The organism is Nostoc sp. PCC 7524 (genome assembly GCF_000316645.1).
In the GTDB taxonomy this organism is placed as follows: domain Bacteria; phylum Cyanobacteriota; class Cyanobacteriia; order Cyanobacteriales; family Nostocaceae; genus Trichormus.
The window spans coordinates 2,692,281-2,711,634 of the sequence record NC_019684.1; the positions used below are offsets into that span (position 1 = coordinate 2,692,281).

Consider the following 19,354-nt stretch of genomic DNA (forward strand, 5'->3'; position numbering starts at 1 on the left):
ACTGGGTAATTTTAGATAAGTATGTTACATAAGTTGAAATTGATAGATCAGCAGGTTTGTAGTAAGGACTTTAGTCCTGACAATATTAGTTCACCCAAAGTGAGACAAATTGAAAGTCTTTGCTGCTAAATAAGCCTTGGTCACTGAGTTTCAAATCGGGAATTACTAATAAAGCCATAAATGCAAGGGTCATGAAGGGTGCAGACAATGTTGAACCTAGATGTTTTGCCCAAGCATCTAGTTCAGCATACTGCTTGGCTACGGTGTAACCATCAGCCACACTCATCAGTCCAGCCACAGGTAAGGGAAGTAGTTGTACAGTATTACCTTCAGCCACAGCAATACCTCCTTGTGCTTGCATGATGGCATTCACCGCCAGACAGATTTCTCCATCGGTTGTACCCACCGCCACGATATTATGGGAATCATGGGCAACACTAGAGGCGATCGCACCCCGTTGTAGTCTAAAATTTTTGATCAGAGCGATCGCAGGCGCTACATCCTGATAACGATTGACTACAGCTATTTTCAGGATGTCATGTTCTAAGTCTGCGGTGACTTCACCATTGTGAATATGAGCAGGTAAATGTTGTTCAGTGGTGAGTAATTGTCCGTCCCACACCTCAATTACTCTGACAGTTACACCTTTGGCAGGAAGGCGAAAATCTGCTATCTGCTTTGGTTGTGCAGCAAAGTTATTGATAGGTGCAACTTGCACAGATGGTAATAATGCTTGACCTGCTTTTGCTACCAATACACCTTGGCAATAGGTAGACTGCATCGCAAATTCTACTAAGTTATTGACCACAATCAAATCACCAGCATCTCCCACTTGCAATAAACCCACATTCAGGTTGTAGTGTCGCACTGGGTTGACACAGGCGATTTGCAATACCTTCATCACATCATGACCTAATGCTACTGAACGCCGCACGAGTTCGTTAATATGTCCCCTCACCAAATCGTCAGGATGCTTATCATCACTACAAAACATACATTTGTCGGGGTGAGAATCAATTAAGCTGTGGAGGGCGAGATAATTTTTAGCAGCTGAACCTTCACGAATGAGAATCTTCATCCCCGCCGCAATTTTGGTTAAAGCTTCCTCTAGAGTTGAGCATTCATGTTCAGTAGTGATATTTGCCGCCGCATACTTCTGCACAGCTACACCTGAAAGTGCTGGCGCGTGTCCGTCGATGGGATAGCCTAATTGATTAGCCAGCTCAATTTTTGCCATCACCTCAGTATCTTCCGCTAACACACCAGGAAAATTCATCACTTCACTGAGATAAGCAATCCTATGTTGTTGGAATAATTGACGAATTTCCTCGGCTGTGAGTGTTGCGCCTACGGTTTCAAACTGGGTGGTGGGGACACAACTAGGTGCGCCAAAAGCTATCTTAAATGGTGTTTGGGCTGCATTGGCCAACATAAAAAGCACACCAGCAATTCCCAGAACATTGGCGATTTCGTGGGGGTCGGAAACTGTGGCGACAGTACCATGCACCGTAGCTAGACGAGCAAATTCTGACGGTACAAGCATTGAGCTTTCGATGTGGACATGGGCATCAATAAAACCAGGGAGGATGTATTGCTTGTAACATTTTCCCTGTTGATGCTGAATAGAGTGAATGCGCCCGTCTGCAATGGTGACTGTACCCGGAAATATGGTTTTGTGGAGAACGTCTACAATGTTTCCGGAAATGCTAAAGGTTGACATAGCCCACCTCCGCAACTAATGGCGATCGCTCTACTTCATGATATGCCTCTAGAGTATAAATTGAACTAAGTTGTCATATTTCTAGTTAAATTCCACTCATGAGCTGCTGTACTCGCTGCAAGTTAGCATGATCCTGTTTTTGCAAATAGATGTTGATAGCCTGTGCAGAAGCTTGTTTTGCTTCCGGGATTTTTTTCAACGCCAAGAAGGAATTCCCCTTGACTTCATAGGCGACTGCATAGTTAGGATCTCTGTTAATAACGCGATCGCAATCTGCAATTGCATCCTCATATTTTTTCCGGGCTACCCTGGCTAAACTACGCTGATAGTAAGCTTCTATGTAATCTCCATCTATATCTATTGCCCGATCATAATCTTTAGTAGCATCTCTATACTCACCGATGGCGTAACGAGCCAGCCCACGGTTTAAAAATGCCCAAGCCCAGCGATCAGAATGATCAATAGCTTGATCATAATCTTTAATAGCCCCTTGATAGTCTGTTTGAGCAAAGCGGGCTAAACCTCGGTTATTGTAAGCTTTCTCAAATCTGCACCACTTAATTCTGCATTGCTGAGATTAGCATTTGCCAAGTCGGCGCGAAATAATTTAGTCCGAAATAGTTTGGCTCTACTTAAATCAGCATTTCTCAAGTCTGCACCACTTAAGTCTGCACCATTCAAGTCGGCTTGATGCAAGTTAGCTTTGTGAAGTACCACAGGTGCAGCGTAGCGGAACCTGTGGCTTCCTGTCCTGAACCAGGATCCCGGTTCATACCTAGTCTTGCAACTAGCTGATCAGGCGTAGATTTCCCTTCTTCCAAGGGTATTTTTGACTCCGAAAACAGCATCAAATTCAGAGCTGCATTAATGTCTCTGTCCCAAAAACTTTTGCATTCTGGATACTCCCACTCACGAATAGGAAGTGTTAAGTGTTGTTAGAACCCACATTCCGCACCCATAAGTATCACAGAGTGAAATAACGGAGAAGAAACATCGAAGTGAGAATAAAAACAGACATACTGAGTGTCAAAAGACATTTGAGTAACAATAAACCAGCAAAAATGGCATCAAAACCTATTCTCAATAAGTACCAATAAGAACTAAGGGAATAGGAAGGAGTGAGAGATAAATAAAAGAAGACGTTGAAGAGGAAAATGATAAATTAGACTCATAAAGCCTGCGAAAAACCTAAATTATTGGCAAAAAGAAAAAGAGCTATGAATCAAAGAGATTAGCTCATGATATTGGAGAAATAAAATTAATAGAGAGAAGAGTTAGCTGGCTAATTGATAATAAATTAAACAATCATCAGGTAAAAGATTTAAGATAAAGTCTCTTTCGGGATTCCAATTAGAGATGTGTTTTTCATTCTTAAATTTAACTAAATGAATAGACTGAAAGCATTGAAAAATCCAGCGTAAAGTGGGGCGGTCAGTCGATTTACCTAACTGATTCTTAATTGTTGATTGAGATTTTCTGAGTGCAGTCCTGATTTGACGTTGAGCCAAGGTATAAACTAGCAGACATAAACCCATAATCATTGCCAATGACTCTATTCTCTCTGGACTTTTGAGGAAAATACTGTCGGCAAAAAATAATGGGTCTTTCAGGAAAGCAAATCCTCTTTCACAAGACTGCTGGGCTTTATATTCATTCAACATCGAGTCATTGCTAAGTTCATTTAAATCTAAAACATTAGTGGCAATAATGAAACGTCCTGCACCCAGAACTTCTGTGTTAATTTTACTTTCGTCCTGGGAAACTGTCGCTGATATTTGGTATGCTGTTTCTACTTGATTATCTTGATTTTTGAACTTGATTTCAGTAACTTGGCTCGACTGAATTTGATGGTATTTAAATTGTTTTGATAGTTTGGTTAATGCCTTGACAGCATCAACCTCACAAGCAAATTTATCTTTTGATAATTCTTTTAACTCAAGAACAGCTTTCGATTCAGCTTTCGTAATTTTTTGTGAAAGTTTACGCAGGTCTGATGCTTTTCGCTCTTGACTTTGCACTACCAACCATCTTTGCTCTATTCCTGCATAACTTACAATTTTTGCAGCAAATTTATATCCTGGTAAGTTACTATCAATAAATTCTGATGCTGCTAATGTTGATATTAATGATTGTGCTGCTTTAATGGTTAATGGCACTCGACATAACCAACGTAAATCCGACATTAATTTCAGATTTGATTCTGTGTATAAAGCCGAGTCTGCAACTATGAGACTATCAACTTCTAATTGTTTTTGATACTCTACTGCTATTTGACCAAAGCAGGATGAGTCAGCTTGATTTCCAGATGCTAATTTTAAAAATATTGGTATATCTCCATCTCCCGAACATATTAGTTCTATGATAAATTGTTTTAAGTCTGGTCTATGGTCACGGGAATAGCCATAGGTGATGGTAATCTCTTTTGGTGATTTTACTACTAATTCTTCTGATTCTTGGGTATTTCCTATTTGTTGATTCTCAAATATTACTTCTGGTAATCTGGTGTTGTACTGCCCATGTACGTGCATTGATGACGAATCTAAATGTGATGATGACAGAGATACACCAAATTTTTGGGCAGCTTTTAAGGCAATGATAGAAAATATTGTATCCAGTCCTTTGATAAATAGTTTATCCATGACTCTTCCCAGCTTATCGTCGTTGAGATATTCTGGTTTTACTCCTACTCCCATTAAATGCTCACAGGCTATTGTTTCAAAATATTTGGGAAACATATATAAAGGTTTGGATACAAATCCTAACCCATTCAATATCATGGCTTTGACAACATGACCTGAACTGATTTTTTCTCCTTTTTCAACTCCTATTAATTCATTGATTATTTCTACTAATCCTATCCTATCTATTATTCCTGCTACTATCCCTAGATGGTCTATGTTCTGAATTTCCATTTCTTGGGGTGGCAATTGCACAACAGATTTCTCCACAGCTTCTGTTGTGATTTTCTCATTTATCTTTTTATGAGCAATTAATTTTTTTCTCTGAACTTTTCTTTTCCTTTCTTTTATCTCTGCGGCAAAACTTCACTTTCTCACTCCCCCTGTCGATTTTAATGCAACTTATTCTCATTACCTCTCTTAGCAATTGAATTGACTTTAGTTCTTGTGTACTACTTTGCTGGCTTTGCTTGATGTGTGACAGTTAGGGTGCGGAAGGTGGGTTAGAACTTTATTTGTATCTAGTAATTGTTTAATATGTTCTGGGTTTTGAGCATAAACCGGAACCGCTAAAAATATCGGTGTGAATAAAGTAACAATAGCAAAAACAGTTTTAAATCCTCTTTGCTTAGTGTTCAATAGTCTCATTGTTTGTTGCATCAGTAACAGTCTTACATCTTTCTTGAGGAGGAATGTATAAATCTACAACCTCACTCTATAGATTTACAGTTGATTATCTGAAGATTTTTGTTCCTGATTAAAAACTCCTCTCATAACTGAGAGGAGTTTTGTAAATCTTTATTGCTAAAAATTATAGGATTTGCTTTTAGAAAATGCTCATGATTGTAATAATGCTGGCGCTAGTCAACAAGATTAAACCACCCATGGCCATAGATACGCCTAGTTGATTAGGTTTAGAGCTATTCATTTTAGTAAAATCCCTTAATCGAAGATTATTCTTATAAACATATCAATATCGGTATAAATATCTATTAAACGACAGCAAAACTTAAAATACTGTAAATTTTCTTAGTAAATAGTGCAGTGTATGCTAACAATTGCAACTCACAGGTTGAGGATTGTTAAACTTTGGCCAAAGAACCCTGGTTTGAGGGTGTAGGGGTATAGAGTTGAATGGTTTAGAGAATTGAAGATTCTGACGTTGGTTTTATAGTCATCACTGATTGCTTTATTAAACTTAATACTTTGATGCTGTCAGATACTTAGGGAACACCAAAACATAAATTATTCCAAATTGACTGTTAGTAGGGTGCGTCAGTATGAATAATTTCTTGGTACAGCTATAGCTGTAGACAAGGCGATTAGGACATGACTAAAAGCTCAAACTCATTCATGGCATGGATTTTACTGTTGCCTATTGCAAGAGTGCCTATTGCCTTCTGCTATAGGTTTTCTCGCACTGACGCACCCTACATTTTGGATATTTTTTTATTCCCCACTCATCACTCATCACCAGCTTCATGCTTAACACTAGACTTCGGGCGCTTACCAGAATTACGCACATTAATCACCCTACCAATTAACTCAAACCAAAAAGGCGCACCCATCGAAATTGCAACACCACTAATCAGCCAACCAAACACCATAGTTAAATAATGATTGAACAGTACAGGATTCTGATTATCTTGTGTCTGTCCTAGCTGTTGCGCTAAGTTCAATTTGTTCCAACCAAGCGGTAAAGTCTGTTCTTCTAAAATAGTATTAGTCTGTTCCCTCAGTATCTTTAATTCTTCTGGAGAATTAACACTATTTGCCTGCACTATTGGCACCGCATTATTGACAATAGCTGTGCGAATAGTGGCATCTTTAGATAAAATACTCACAATATGAAATGTATCGGCATTGGCAATCACTGCAATGCTAATACCAATTAATAGTCCTACGCCTTTGGCATTACGCTTGTAAACTCCAGAGGCTCGCTCCATTGAATTTTCAAAGGTTTTTTCAATTTCTTTGCGTAGGATATTAATCCCTTCCTCTGTGGTTTGTGCTTGCAGTTGAGCGCGTTGTGCTAGGGCAGCCATATTATTGACTACCGATGGTGGTAGTTGTTTACTAAATTGTTCTAGCCTTTGGCAAACATATTGAAATGTTTGGTAAGCTTCACTATCTTTATCTTGAAATTCCTGTAAAAATTCTTGCTGGACTGCACTGCCAACATTAATTAATTGCACAACTTCGTTAATATTTGGGCGTAACCCTTGTAAACAGATAGTCTGTTCAATATCATCAAAAGTATGTTTCCTGAGTAACTTTAATCGCTGGAGAGATTTCTGGGTTAATTGATGCTCTGGCATATCTAACTCAAAACAATTTATATATCTATCTAAGCTCCTCGCCATGCGATTCATACTGGTAATTAAATCGGTTTTATCTTTTTGGTAATCGCTAATGATAATTTTAAATTCGGATTCAACTATTTGCCTAAAATCCTGATAATTATTCTCTAAAAAAATATGTATATCTGTTTCTTCTGCTAATTCACGTAATTTTAGTAATATACTTTGCATTTCATTTGATAGCTGATTAGCAAAGTTGATTAATCTGGACTCAGTTAACTTTTGTACCAGTTTAGGAATTCCCAAGGTTTCTAAGAGGGTGGTAGCAAAAGTTTCCGCCGGGATGTATGAAGGCGCACTATGTTTTTCGCCGTTGATTTCTCCTTTTTCATTTTTGGCATATCCAAAAATGCTGTTAGTCCGCTTTTTTCCAGATAGAGATAATTTGACTGGAAGAGTGGATATAAACCAAATAAACTTGCGAGGTAAGTTAGTGAGAAAGCCTTTAGCTTCTTGATTGACACTTTTTAGTAAGGGGTGGTTATATAAATCGTTGACGAGTTCGATCACGCTGTCTTCTTCTGATTTGCTACTATCACCCGCAATCAGAATTTCAATGGATTTCTTTAAATGAACAGCACGCCATTGTAATACAGTAGTAATCAGTTCCTGAATCTCTGATGCTAATAAACTTAAAATTAAGTAAATAAATACTAATCCAATTGTTACATCTAATATCAAAGGTAGGGACATTGATACATTCCTTAATGGGTAATTAGCACAACCTGGTTGGCAATATTTGTATCATTTTTAGCAAAAAATAATTGTTAAATAAGTTGAATGAAATCTCAAGCTATTTTCCGAAAAAATTATCGCTGACCAGAGAAAATTGAGCTAGTCTGGGAATTTAGTATTTGTTGAGAACAAAGGTTGTTACTGGGTGGCAACATCAGAGATTTTCTTTGATCTCTATGTAATCGAACAAGCAAGTAAAATGATTAGCATAGAATATGCGAGAAGGAAGCTTTATTTGGAGTCATCTAGAAAAACAGCACCGCACGGCTGAAAAGTGGGTTGATCGGCTATGGCTAGTAGTGTTGCTCATGGCGGCATTGCTACTGTTTAGCGTTAATCTGGGAGGAGTGCCGTTGCAAGATTGGGATGAGGGGACTGTGGCGCAAGTTGCCAAGGAAATTTGGCGTGCGCCGACAGATGCAATGCGGTGGCTATACCCCACCTTCGGCGGAGAACCTTATCATAACAAGCCGCCTTTGCTCCATATCCTCATTGCTGGCGCTTACTCTGTTGGTGGCGTGAGTGAGTTAACGACACGTTTACCTAGCGCAATTTTAACAGCATTATCAGTACCTTTACTGTATTGTCTAGGTCGAGAGATATTTCGCCACCGTTGGGCGGCAATTTATAGCGCCTTGGTATATCTGACAATGTTGCCTGTGGTGCGTCATGGCAGGTTGGCAATGTTAGATGGGGTAGTGGTGAGTTTTTGGCTGATGATGTTGTTGTGCGTATTGCGATCGCGCCGGGATTTACGCTACTGCTTAGGTATTGGACTAAGTTTTGGGTTGATTTGCCTCACTCAAGGTCTAGTTAGTATCCTGTTAGGTGTGGTAGCGATCGCCTTTTTATTTTGGGATACGCCCAGGTTACTTAGCAGTCGCTATCTCTGGATAGCCATTTGTCTGGGCATTTTACCTGTGGGTGGTTGGTACATAGCTCAACTACTGCGCTATGGTTATGCCTTTGCCCAGAATGGCTTACTCAATCAATCTCTGAATCAAGTGGGTATATTTGGCCCTGAGAATGCTGAAGCACCTTGGTTTTATATTATTGAACTACTCAAATGGACTTGGCCTTGGTTAATATTTTTACCACAAACTGCCCGTTTAGTGGGGGAAAATCGCAACCTGAGCTGGGCAAAACTCATCTTAGTCTGGTGCGGAGTTTATTTACTGCTGATTTCCCTGGTTAGCACTAAATTTTCTTGGTATATATTTCCCATTTACCCTTGTTTAGCTTTAGCTTGCGGCGCTCAGTTAGCAGAGATAGAAAACTTACCTTTATTTTCCACCTATCCCCGTAACTGGGTAGCTGGTTTATCAATCTTGGCGCTAGTAGCTTCTGCTAGCAGCATTTACTTTAGTTGGGGTACACAGCCAAAAGTTGACTTGCAGCTAATTTTTGCCACCGTCGCTTTAACTATGACACTAGCAGCGATTTTGGCAGAACGAGGCGATGGACAATTTCTCAAGGTTTTATTTTGGGGAACCTATCTTTCATTGCTATTGTTAATGAAATCTAACTATTGGGCTTGGGAATCATGGCAAACCTATCCGGTTAAACCTGTAGCGGAAATGATTAACCGTGTAAATCCAGGCGTGACAAAAATTTATACATCTTTCCCCCTGCATCGCCCCTCATTAGATTTTTATAGCGATCGCACTATCATTCCCGCTTCCGTTGGTGAACTGCAATATCATTGGCAATACCAGCAACAACCCCACCTACTCATCAAAGCCTCTGACTTCAAAAATCTCAAATTAGATTCTATGAAATTACTTGACGAAGCTGAAGGTTGGAAGCTAATCACCAAAGACAGGAATCGGTTGTGAGGAATTGGGCATTGGGGAGTGATCAGTAATTCTCCCTTGTCTACAGGACTTCTAGAAAATAAATTATCCAATGTTGAGAGCCAAGATGATAAACAGATTCTGTCTCCCTCTGCTCCCCCTGCTTACCAAAGCGATTGGATATTTTTTTAGTTGGAAGTCCCTACCTTGTCTACCCTACTATCTGCTCCCTACCTACTCCCCACTCTCTAATCCCCTCTCAACTTCCTCCGTTCTATTCAACTGTTGCGGTTCATAACTTGTCCTCTGCTGAATCATAGTAATCATGCTGAAGATAATCGTGCTTGCGACTGCTAAAGCGAGCAAAGGACGCTTGCAAAGGATAAAATCTCGTATAATTCTGGCTAAGGGACTGCTTTGACGACGTAGTGCTGAACAGATAAGCATCTGATTCAAAGTAAATGGATCGCGGACATAATGGCCGCTTTGACAAACTACTAATCGTTCTTGGCAATACGGACAAGTAAATAAGCCAATATAAGTTTTAAAGAGTTTTGCCTTAGTATGTCTTTGGCAAATTGGGCAAGTAACGTAATGATTATCAAAGGTGTGTGTATTCATCTACCTTGTCCGTCTAGTCCATTTACTCGCTCTAATATATTTATATAGAATTCCCCAGCCATGCTAAGAAAACAAACCTTTATGTATAACCTTAGTCATTAGTTACACATGGTTCCATCCCTACTGAGGATGAATCAATGGCTACAACGCGAGTATAGCTGTATTGAGGCAAGGATGGTTTCTATTAGTTAGTTGCTTACCTGTGGTATACCACTGAGTTCGCTGTTACTATATTCTCTCTTCTAGGGAATAGGAATAGTAATAACTCATACCTTACTATTAAGCGTTGCTGATTAACCATTACTTCTCTCTCATTTAACCATTATCTCCAGAAAAATTGAGAGTAGCAAAAATTTTTTTAACCAAAACTTTGTAAATTAGGTGAAGCCGATTTACTTGTCTGGTTGATAAATAATGGCTCACAATGAGAAGTAACAGATAAAAATTTAAATTTCTTCTTACATTTACCCCGTTTTTCAATGACTCTATTGCCTCCTGCCGATTTGAGGAAGGCAAAGGAAGCACCTGCCTTTCCTACACCTTCTACCCATTTATTACATCTAGTTCAACAATTTCAATTATCGCCAGAAACCGTTGTGTTGTTTCTAGCTCTACTCATCGGCGGCGGTACTGGGATGGGTGTGGTAACGTTTCACTATTTGATTGATCTGATCCATGATTTGTTACTGGAAGATTTCATGGGTATGATTGGTGTTTGGGGTGCTTGGACATTAGCCTTTGTCCCGATTTTGGGTGGATTGGTAGTGGGGTTGATGCGCTGGCGCACACAAGACTTTGGCCCTGGGCTATCTTCTCTGATTGCTGCCTCGGATGGGATTGAAATTAAACAGCCACTGCGGCCTGTCACTAAAATGTTAGCAGCATCTGTTTCTTTAGGGAGTGGTGCATCTTTGGGGCCAGAAGGGCCGAGTGTGGAGATTGGCGCTAATTTCGGGATGTTGCTCTCTTTAATCCTGCAAGTATCACAAGAACGACAGCGTTTACTTTTGGGCGCTGGGGCGGCGGCGGGATTAGCAGCCGGATTTAATGCCCCCATTGCTGGGGTATTTTTTGCCCTAGAAGTAGTAATGGGGGCGACATCTTTCGCTACTTCGGCGGTGAGTGTGGTATTACTTGCCGCAGTCGTAGCAGCGTTGATTGCTCAAATCGGTTTGGGGGCGCAACCTGCTTTTGCTTTACCTGTATATCAAGTCCGTAGTCCTTTTGAGTTACCTATTTATCTAGGTTTGGGTTTGGGGGCTAGTTTAGTTTCTCTGATTTATCAAGAATCGATTCGTTGGGCAAAAGTTGGCTTTACAGGAGCAATTCCAGGTTTTCAGTTTTTAGGTAGCATCCCTAAACCAATTCATCCCATTATTGGCGGTGCAATTATTGGTGCAGTGGCTTTGCAATTTCCCCAAATTTTGGGTACTGGTTATGGTACAGTCCAAGCCATGCTGCAAGATGTGGAATTCTCGTTGGATGTATTGCTGGCTTTACTGATAGTCAAGCTACTTGTCACTGCCATAAGTGTTGGTAGTGGCTTTGTCGGTGGTGTGTTTGCGCCAGCGATGTTTCTCGGCGCTTCTTTAGGATCAGCATACGCCAAAATTCTAGCTCTCATAGCCCCAAGCATAGGTGAATATATGGCTGCTCCTCCTGCTTATGCAATGGTGGGGATGGCAGCAGTATTAGCTGGAACTGTGAGAGCGCCATTAACAGCAATTTTGATGCTGTTTGAACTCACCCGCGATTACCGAATTGTTCTACCACTGATGGCGGCTGTGAGTTTGAGTGTGTGGCTAGTAGAACGGATCAAACCCAAAACTAACTCTAACTCTAACCTCCAACAAATTGGTCTTTCGGAATTGAAAGATGAACTCTTAGAAATTGTGCAGCAACTTTTAGTAGAAGATGCCATGCTGGCTTGCCCCAAAAAACTACCTGCGACTTTGGGGGTATTAGAAGCAGCAAAAGAAATGATCCGCGATCGCACTCGCAGTGCTTTAGTAGTTGATGAAGCAGAGCAATTAGTTGGTATCATCTCCTTAGAAGACCTCAACCGCGCCCTTTCTCTATGGCAAAATTACCCTAATTCCTCAACTGAAAACCAGGGTAACTTAGCCATGCAAACTATCATAGATATCTGTACTACCGATATTCTTTATGCTTGGCAGGATGAACCTTTATCTGAGGCTTTAGACCGCATGACTTTAAGAGGTTTGCATCAATTACCTGTAGTAGCACGAGACAACCATGAACGTATTTTAGGTTTGCTAGATCGGGAGCAAATAACACTAACGTGTAACTTAGCAGTTACACGCAAAGCAATTTATCAGGTAGTCAATAGCCAGTAGAGACGTTGTATGCAACGTCTGTACAAATCATTAGTCATTAGTCATTAGTCGTTAGCTAACTCACTGATTGTATAACTCTAATATCGTGACTGTGGACTGTGGACTATTGACTATATTATGCTGTTGCTTCCTCAGCTTCTGCACCTAACTTTTCATCTTCATCTACCTGTCTGAGACGAATGTGCTTTTTCCCTAGAGTAATTACAAACTCATCTCCAGGTTTGAGGTTCATCTGTTTTGTGTAAGCTGAACCAATCAACAAGTTACCATTCGATTGCACACTAATTCTATAGCTAGCACTGCGTCCACCACGTCCATTAGCATTGGGTGAGCTGTCTAACTGAATGCCTTCAGCATCAATTAAGGCATTCAAGAATTTCATCATATTGACACGCTCTACACCATTTTTGGTAACGGTATAGTAGCCACACTGCTTGGCTTTTTCTTCTTTGCTGAGGTTCTCTAGCTCTTTAACTTTTGTCAGCAGTTCTGCACCGACTAGGGGTTCAATTTTTTTCTGTTTAGGCATCAACTTAAATCAAAAATCAATGGTTGCAGTAGTTGAATCGATTTTATTTTAGCTGAATTGAGCTAATAGGAACAATATCCTTTAGTTTTTATCTCAGCCTAGCCAAGTATATTACACTAATAACCAAAATTGTTGCACAATTTTCAATATTGGTAAGACAATCTATTTTTTGATAATGCTGGTAACTATATCTAGTTTGTGAATCACTGCTAGACTATATTTATTTAAGTTTTCTAAAGTGGTGCAAAAAAGTTGTCTATTTGCTCACATTGATAATTGAGGCGCAAAATGATAAGCAAAGCTGATCCTTAGTCATTAGTCAATAGCCATCATCTTTGACTATTAACTGACTTAAGTTGCTTGAGGTTCAGGATAATCACTGGTAATGGGTGATCAGTAGGGAACTGCCAATTAAAGAAATGTGCCATTGCTTTGTAAGCAGAAGAAACAGAGAAGAAAAACTATGGACTATGGACTATGGACTAATAACTAATGAAACTAACTACTAGAGGACACTACAGTGTTAAGGCGTTGCTTGACTTAAGTTTGCAGCCAAGTTATGGCCCTGCATCAGTGAAAGCGATCGCTAAACGTCAAGATATCCCAGCTCCATACCTAGAGAAACTACTAATAGAAATGCGTCGTGCTGGATTAGTAAAATCAACTCGCGGTAGCATTGGTGGCTACCAACTAGCAAGAGAACCAATAAAAATCTCCATAGGACAAATTTTAGAAGCAGTTGGTGAAACCATAACTCATCTACCCCATCACACCCCCACCCCAGCCCAAACAGAAGATTGGGTAACATTTACCCTTTGGCAAAGACTCAACCAAAAACTCAAAGAAGCGTTGTACAGTATTACTCTGGCAGATTTATATTACGATGCTCGTAGCTGGCAAGCCTCACTAGGAGAAGAAGCGAGTTTTGTTGTTTAGGCAATAGGCAAATAGGCAAATAGGCAATAGTCATTGGTTTTTCTCCCCAATCCCCAATCCCCAATCCCCAACGTGTTATCAGCGATCGTTTTAGTCATTGCGGCAATTTTAGATTACTTAATAGGTGATCCTTGGGGTTGGCCTCATCCAGTGCGAGTAATGGGGTGGGTAATTTCGCACCTCAGCAAATTTTTTTTGCACCTGTGTCACCACACTCTCACACGCAGAATAGCTGGAATTGTTCTAGCCCTGATCTTAATTATTGGTAGTGGTGGGATGGCTTGGTTAATAGTTCATCTAGCCAAATGGCTGCACCCACTGCTAGCAACTGGGATAGAAAGCATTCTTTTAGCCAGTTGTTTTGCTTTTAGAAGTTTGCGAAATGCAGCCGTTGATGTTTTACAACCGTTAACAGCCAAAGATATAGTATTAGCTCGCCAAACCTTAAGTAACTATGTTGGTAGAGATACAGAGCATCTGTCAGAACCAGAAATTTTGCGAGCTGTTTTAGAAACAGTTACAGAAAATGCTACCGATGGAGTTTTGGCTCCTCTATTTTATGCAATTGTCGGTGCTTGTATCCCAGGGTTAGGGGCAGCTCCTTTAGCTTTAGCATATAAAGCCAGTAGTACCTTAGATTCTATGGTGGGTTATCGAGAAGCACCTTATACATATTTAGGATGGTTTAGTGCGCGGTTAGAAGATTATTTAACTTGGCTACCTTGTCGCCTAACAGTCTTTACTTTAGGTGTGATATCAGGTAAACCTCTATATGTATGGCGCATTTGTCGCCGAGATGCAGTTAATGATCCCAGCCCTAACTCTGGTTGGAGTGAGTGTGTCTATGCAGCAATTTTGGGTGTACAAATGGGAGGTACAAACTGGTATCGGGGAGTTCCCAAGCCAAAACCATTGTTAGGAGATGCTATTTATCCCATCAACCACGCTCATATTTACAATGCTTTGCAACTGACTAGATATTGCTTTTTACTATGGTTAGGAATAGCTATTGGTCTACTCTTGATTCTCTAAATGTGGACATTGGGCATTAGGGAGTTAGAAGTAATTCTACCTTGTCTACCTTGTCACCCTTGTCCCCTCATCTCCCCCACTCTCCATATTCTTCAATACTCAGGGTTATTAGTCTATGGCTACACCTGCCAAAGTAGTTGAAATCCTTTCTTCAGAAGACTTACGTCGTACTGTCACACGTTTGGCTTCTCAAATTATCGAAAGAACACGAGATTTATCTCAGTTGGTATTGATTGGTATCTATACTCGCGGTGTACCGCTAGCAGAAGTATTAGCACGACAAATTGAGGCATTAGAAGGCGTAAGCGTAGCTGTCGGAGCCTTAGATATTACCTTTTATCGGGATGATCTTGACCAAATAGGCTTGCGAACTCCAGCAAAAACCAATATCCCTTTTGATTTAACAGGAAAAACTGTTGTGTTGGTCGATGATGTCATTTTTAAAGGCCGGACAATTCGCGCCGCCTTGAATGCTGTCAATGAATACGGTAGACCAGAATTAATTCGTTTAGCTGTGTTGGTAGATAGAGGTCATCGCGAGTTACCAATTCATCCAGATTTTATTGGTAAGCAACTACCCACCGCTCAAGAAGAGATTGTGAAAGTTTACTTGCAAGATTGGGATAACAAGGATGCAGTGGAGTTAATTGGCTATTGAGGGGATGGGGGATTGGGGACTGGGGACTGGGGATTGGGGATTGGGTAAATATTCTACCTTGTCTACCTTGTCCCCCTTGTCTACCTTGTCCCCCTTGTCTACCTTGTCCCCCTTGTCTACCTTGTCCCCCATCTACCAATACGGTTCGGTTAAGCTCAAAAATGAGAAACTCTCTTGCGAGAGACTTAAAAGTGTAACGTAGCCAACTCTATTAGCCTTTGGTGAGCAAACTCGCGCACTTGCTCATCTGGGTCATGTTCGGCTCGGTCACGCAACAGTGGTAGAGTCTGAGGATGATGAAGATATTGCTCGATAATCGCCTTTAGTGCTACTTGGCGTGGGTTATGTTGAAAGTGGTACTCACGGGTAAAGGGATCATTCACAGCACAGCTGGCGAATACTTCAAAGATTCTAGGGTCATCTTTAAACCCTTTGGCTAATTCTTGCAAAGCGGCTTGGCGCACATCTGCGTATTTGTCAGAGGTAGCACGTTTTGTGAGGATGGAAAATGTTTCCGGTTCATCTTTAAACCCTTTGGCTAATTCTTGCAATGCAGCTTGGCGCACATCGGCGTATTTATCAGATTTAGCGCATTTTTTGAGGATGGGGAGAGTATCCGGGTCATCTTTAAATCCTCTCGCTAATTCTTGTACTGCTGTACGGCGCACAGATTCATTCTCATCAGCCGTTGCCCGTTGTTTGAGAATGGGTAAGGTATCGGGGTCATGTTTAAAGCCTCTAGCCAGTTCTTGCACGGCTGCACGGCGCACATCGGAATATGTATCAACAACAGCACGTTGTTTGAGAATGGGTAAAATATCTGGTTCATCTTTGAACCCCCTCGCCAGTTCTTGCACGGCTACACGGCGCACATATTGATCATCGCTAGCAATGGCACGTTGCTTTAACCAAGGAAGAGTTTGGGGGTCATCTTTAAAGCCTCTAGCGATTTCTTGGACTGCGGCTTGTCGGACATCTGAATAATTGTCAGCGATCGCACTTTGTTTCAAAATAGAGAGGGTATCAGAATCATCTTTAAATCCCCTAGCGATTTCCTGCACAGCTGCTTGGCGCACATACTCATTATCATCACTGGTAGCGCGTTGCTTGAGTAACAGCAGAATCTCCGGGTCGTCTTTAAATGCCCTAGCTAATTCCTGCACGGCGGCTTGGCGCACAGTCCAATCATCATTAGTAGTAGCACATTGTTTCAACCAGGGTAAAGTATTAGGATTTTCTTTGAACCCCCTGGCTAATTCTTGGATTGCTACCTGTCGCACAGTTCCATACTGGTCAACAGTAGCACGTTTTTTCAGCCAAAAAATAGTATTAGGATTATCTTTAAAAGCTCTAGCTAATTCTTGGACGGCTGCTTGTCGTACATATTCACTATTATCAGTGATGGCGAGTTTTTGGATGATAGGAAGAATATCATGGTCATCTTTAAAACCTCTGACTAATTCTTGTACTGCGGCTTGTCGCACCGTCCAATCTTTATCACTGGTAGCGTGTTGTTTGAGCCAAGGGAGAGTTTGAGGATCATCTTTAAAGCCTCTGGCTAATTCTTGCAAAGCAGCACGGCGAACATAATCGTTATGATCAACTGTGGCGAGTTGTTTGAGCCACGGGAGAGTTTCAGGGTCATCTTTCCAAGTCGTAGCCACAGACACAACGGCTTTAGTCCGAATTTCTTGCACTAATTTAGTTTCTTCCTCATCTAAATAGAGTTGATAGGAATAGCTGAGATCATATTTTGCTAAACCTTTGATTTGATGTAGTAATTTAGTGGCTGCTGAGGCAACTAACAGACGATTTCTGACTTCAGCCAGACATTTAGCTGCCAAAAACAAATTAATAAACTTTTCTCTTTCACCATTTTGAGCCATTAAATAATCAATTATTTCGCAAACAAATCTTGACTCAATCATGCCTGTAATTAAGCGCAAAACTTCGTGCCAAGTTTCATCTTGCCAGTGTTTGCCAAATACTTCCTGATTTAGTTCTTTAATTGATAGGGTTTGGGTTTCTTTAAATTGCCAGACAAATTCCCAAGCACAGAAATATTCTAAAAAAGTTCTATGAACAAAAGCATAATAATCAGCGCCCAAAAAACATAACATAAAATTGCGAGTTCGTAGTTGATTCATCATGACTCTCGCAACTTTAGTAGGTTGTTCAAATTCAATATTTTTCAGATAGCGAATGAGAATTTTTTCTAAATCCTTAGCACTAATCAAATTGCCTGCTAAACCTTTAGCACTGGTTTGCATATGGTAGGCAACCTGCCTTAACATTGCCTGTTTGTCTTTATAATCTATCGTTTTGGGATCTAAGCGATAATCTTCTACTAAGGCGCGTTCTACATCCCATTGATGTAACAATACCCGTGATGCTTGTTCATATAGGGTAGCTCTATCTCTGGGCAATTCTTGATTGCGGTTAAGAATTGCCATCATTGTCAACAATAGGGGATTACCAGCAAGTTCAGAAATGGCTCTGGATGTGTCAATTGCTCTTTGTAATCGTTCTTTTTTTCGTAGTCTATCTACCTCATCCTTAAAATTTAACTCATGCCAACGATTAATAAAGTCTTGGATTTGTTCATACTCCAAATCCTGCAACATAAAATGACGAAATTCCGCATCTCTTAATCTTTGTGGTTTATATCCAATGACACGAGAAGTTACAATAACTCGGACATCAGGATACTCATTAGTAAAGCGATGAATGTCTGTAATTACATCATCTCGCTTGCCAATTTCAAATACTTCATCTAACCCATCAAACATTACTAAAGCATTACCAGCTTTGAGTTGTTCATGGAGTTTATTTTGATTGAGATGATGAACTATGCCACTACATTTATGAAAAAAATCCAGAAAGTTATGGCATTCCTGATTTTCTCGTCTGCGGATATAGGTACGCAACTCAATCAACAAGGGAATTGGGGCAGAAATTGCATTATTTAATGGTGTTTCTGCCCAATTCAAAGCTAAAAATTGTAATAAGGTAGATTTACCTGAACCAGGATCACCTAAAATTACAATATATTTATAATGTTGAAAATCATTAATAATATTTAATACGGAAAGGATTGGTTGTTCTAGATAAATTTGCTTGTAGTATTTTAGGTCTTCCAGGTCAATATCTTCGTCTATCTGCTTACTTTCTCGTAGTCGTCTGATGTGTTCTTTAGGTAGTTCATGTACCTGTGTAATGACTTGGTGAACTTCTCGAACATTTTGAGCAATAAACATTCGCCATAACTTCAATTCGTTATAGGCGTAACCAGTAGTATCTAAACTATCTAATTTTAAATTGCCATATCGCTCACGCAGTCCTTCTTGATACATTTGCAGATTAAAACCAGTGGTCATACCAGCGATTTGTTGCAAACTTTCTTGGGCAATTTCTAGATTATAGGAATCAAAAATAGGGCGCAAATTATCTGATTCACGGATAATAGCTTTAACTTTTTTGAGATAACGTTTAGCTAATCTTTCCCAATTAAATCCATTTGGTAGAATCATTAAATTCAATTCATGCCAAGTATTGACTAATACTTTCGCATCGATAAATTGACAATCCGGGTTAAAGGGATTACCTAGAATATCCTTAAGTAATGTATTGCTAATAAATTTTTTTAAAGCTTGATTATATTGTTGTAGTTCTGCTTCTTCTAAGTCTGCATCTTCTAATTCCTGCTGCATCAGTTGTAAAAATTCCTTCAATGCTTTGCCAGCAGCAATTTCAATATCTTCTTTTTGCAGTTGCTGTAAAATGTTACTCGGCATACCTTTTAATAAGTCTTTTGCCCAGTCTTTCGTGGCATCTTTTGCTAAATCCTCAAATATTGACTTAAAAGCAAACCCAACAGCTTGAGTTACACCCCAAACGGCTAACCAATCTATGATCATAACTCGCGTCTGCTTAAC

Annotated in this window: 12 protein-coding genes and 1 pseudogene; 5 read left to right on the forward strand and 8 right to left on the reverse strand. The window is 40.1% G+C overall.

Going from position 1 to position 19,354, the window contains the following annotated elements; all coding sequences use genetic code 11:
* Positions 1 to 85 precede the first annotated feature (85 nt).
* From ade to NOS7524_RS10725, 5 genes and pseudogenes are all read right to left on the reverse strand, one after another.
* Positions 86 to 1,720 carry an adenine deaminase gene (gene ade / locus NOS7524_RS10710; RefSeq protein WP_015138499.1) on the reverse strand — a complete coding sequence of 545 codons (1,635 nt, stop codon included), beginning with the start codon at positions 1,718 to 1,720 and terminating at the stop codon, positions 86 to 88.
* A 250-nt stretch (positions 1,721 to 1,970) separates the two neighbouring features.
* Positions 1,971 to 2,282 (reverse strand): annotated as a pseudogene (locus NOS7524_RS31090) (tetratricopeptide repeat protein); the annotation flags it as partial.
* Positions 2,237 to 2,437: a pentapeptide repeat-containing protein gene (locus NOS7524_RS10715; protein WP_051039192.1), complete on the reverse strand. Its 201-nt coding sequence runs from the start codon at positions 2,435 to 2,437 to the stop codon at positions 2,237 to 2,239. The pseudogene NOS7524_RS31090 and the gene NOS7524_RS10715, both read right to left, overlap by 46 nt.
* Positions 2,438 to 2,994: 557 nt before the next feature.
* Positions 2,995 to 4,632 (reverse strand): IS1634 family transposase, encoded by a 1,638-nt coding sequence (locus tag NOS7524_RS10720; RefSeq protein WP_083882639.1) that lies wholly within the window; start codon positions 4,630 to 4,632, stop codon positions 2,995 to 2,997.
* A 1,229-nt stretch (positions 4,633 to 5,861) separates the two neighbouring features.
* Positions 5,862 to 7,451, reverse strand: a complete 1,590-nt coding sequence (locus tag NOS7524_RS10725; RefSeq protein ID WP_015138502.1) for a hypothetical protein — start codon at positions 7,449 to 7,451, stop codon at positions 5,862 to 5,864.
* A 257-nt stretch (positions 7,452 to 7,708) separates the two neighbouring features.
* Here NOS7524_RS10725 and NOS7524_RS10730 point away from each other — a divergent pair, with 257 nt between their 5' ends.
* The gene (locus tag NOS7524_RS10730; protein ID WP_015138503.1) at positions 7,709 to 9,328 is read left to right on the forward strand and encodes an ArnT family glycosyltransferase; all 1,620 of its coding nucleotides are present in this window, start codon (positions 7,709 to 7,711) and stop codon (positions 9,326 to 9,328) included.
* A gap of 192 nt (positions 9,329 to 9,520) precedes the next feature.
* On the opposite strand, the gene NOS7524_RS28535 is transcribed toward NOS7524_RS10730, so the two are convergent.
* Positions 9,521 to 9,907, reverse strand: a complete 387-nt coding sequence (locus NOS7524_RS28535) for a hypothetical protein (protein ID WP_015138504.1) — start codon at positions 9,905 to 9,907, stop codon at positions 9,521 to 9,523.
* A gap of 479 nt (positions 9,908 to 10,386) precedes the next feature.
* On the opposite strand from NOS7524_RS28535, the gene NOS7524_RS10735 reads away from it, so the two are divergent.
* Positions 10,387 to 12,264 (forward strand): chloride channel protein, encoded by a 1,878-nt coding sequence (locus NOS7524_RS10735; RefSeq protein WP_015138505.1) that lies wholly within the window; start codon positions 10,387 to 10,389, stop codon positions 12,262 to 12,264.
* A 115-nt stretch (positions 12,265 to 12,379) separates the two neighbouring features.
* On the opposite strand, the gene NOS7524_RS10740 is transcribed toward NOS7524_RS10735, so the two are convergent.
* Complete coding sequence (locus NOS7524_RS10740) at positions 12,380 to 12,793, reverse strand: AbrB family transcriptional regulator (protein WP_015138506.1); 414 nt, start codon at positions 12,791 to 12,793, stop codon at positions 12,380 to 12,382.
* 492 nt (positions 12,794 to 13,285) lie between these two features.
* Between NOS7524_RS10740 and NOS7524_RS10745 the strand changes: the two genes are divergently transcribed.
* The 3 genes from NOS7524_RS10745 to pyrR all read left to right on the forward strand — a co-directional run bounded on the left by NOS7524_RS10745 (position 13,286) and on the right by pyrR (position 15,419).
* Entirely contained in the window at positions 13,286 to 13,729 is a 444-nt protein-coding gene (locus NOS7524_RS10745) for an Rrf2 family transcriptional regulator (RefSeq protein WP_015138507.1), read from the forward strand.
* Positions 13,730 to 13,801: 72 nt separating this feature from the next.
* Positions 13,802 to 14,761 (forward strand): adenosylcobinamide-phosphate synthase CbiB, encoded by a 960-nt coding sequence (gene cbiB / locus NOS7524_RS10750; RefSeq protein ID WP_015138508.1) that lies wholly within the window; start codon positions 13,802 to 13,804, stop codon positions 14,759 to 14,761.
* Positions 14,762 to 14,876: 115 nt separating this feature from the next.
* A complete protein-coding gene (pyrR, locus tag NOS7524_RS10755; RefSeq protein WP_015138509.1) occupies positions 14,877 to 15,419 on the forward strand; it encodes a bifunctional pyr operon transcriptional regulator/uracil phosphoribosyltransferase PyrR in 543 nt (180 codons plus the stop codon).
* A gap of 185 nt (positions 15,420 to 15,604) precedes the next feature.
* Here pyrR and NOS7524_RS10760 read toward each other — a convergent pair whose 3' ends face one another.
* On the reverse strand, positions 15,605 to 19,336 hold the full coding sequence (locus NOS7524_RS10760) for a HEAT repeat domain-containing protein (protein ID WP_015138510.1): 3,732 nt from the start codon (positions 19,334 to 19,336) through the stop codon (positions 15,605 to 15,607).
* Positions 19,337 to 19,354 lie beyond the last annotated feature (18 nt).

Coding starts and splice junctions, on each gene's coding strand:
- ade (WP_015138499.1), bottom strand. CDS start 1,720: ATGTCAACCTTTAGCATTTCCGGAAACATTGTAGACGTTCTCCACAAA.
- NOS7524_RS10720 (WP_083882639.1), bottom strand. CDS start 4,632: ATGGAAATTCAGAACATAGACCATCTAGGGATAGTAGCAGGAATAATA.
- NOS7524_RS10725 (WP_015138502.1), bottom strand. CDS start 7,451: ATGTCCCTACCTTTGATATTAGATGTAACAATTGGATTAGTATTTATT.
- NOS7524_RS10730 (WP_015138503.1), top strand. CDS start 7,709: ATGCGAGAAGGAAGCTTTATTTGGAGTCATCTAGAAAAACAGCACCGC.
- NOS7524_RS28535 (WP_015138504.1), bottom strand. CDS start 9,907: ATGAATACACACACCTTTGATAATCATTACGTTACTTGCCCAATTTGC.
- NOS7524_RS10735 (WP_015138505.1), top strand. CDS start 10,387: ATGACTCTATTGCCTCCTGCCGATTTGAGGAAGGCAAAGGAAGCACCT.
- NOS7524_RS10740 (WP_015138506.1), bottom strand. CDS start 12,793: ATGCCTAAACAGAAAAAAATTGAACCCCTAGTCGGTGCAGAACTGCTG.
- NOS7524_RS10745 (WP_015138507.1), top strand. CDS start 13,286: ATGAAACTAACTACTAGAGGACACTACAGTGTTAAGGCGTTGCTTGAC.
- pyrR (WP_015138509.1), top strand. CDS start 14,877: ATGGCTACACCTGCCAAAGTAGTTGAAATCCTTTCTTCAGAAGACTTA.
- NOS7524_RS10760 (WP_015138510.1), bottom strand. CDS start 19,336: ATGATCATAGATTGGTTAGCCGTTTGGGGTGTAACTCAAGCTGTTGGG.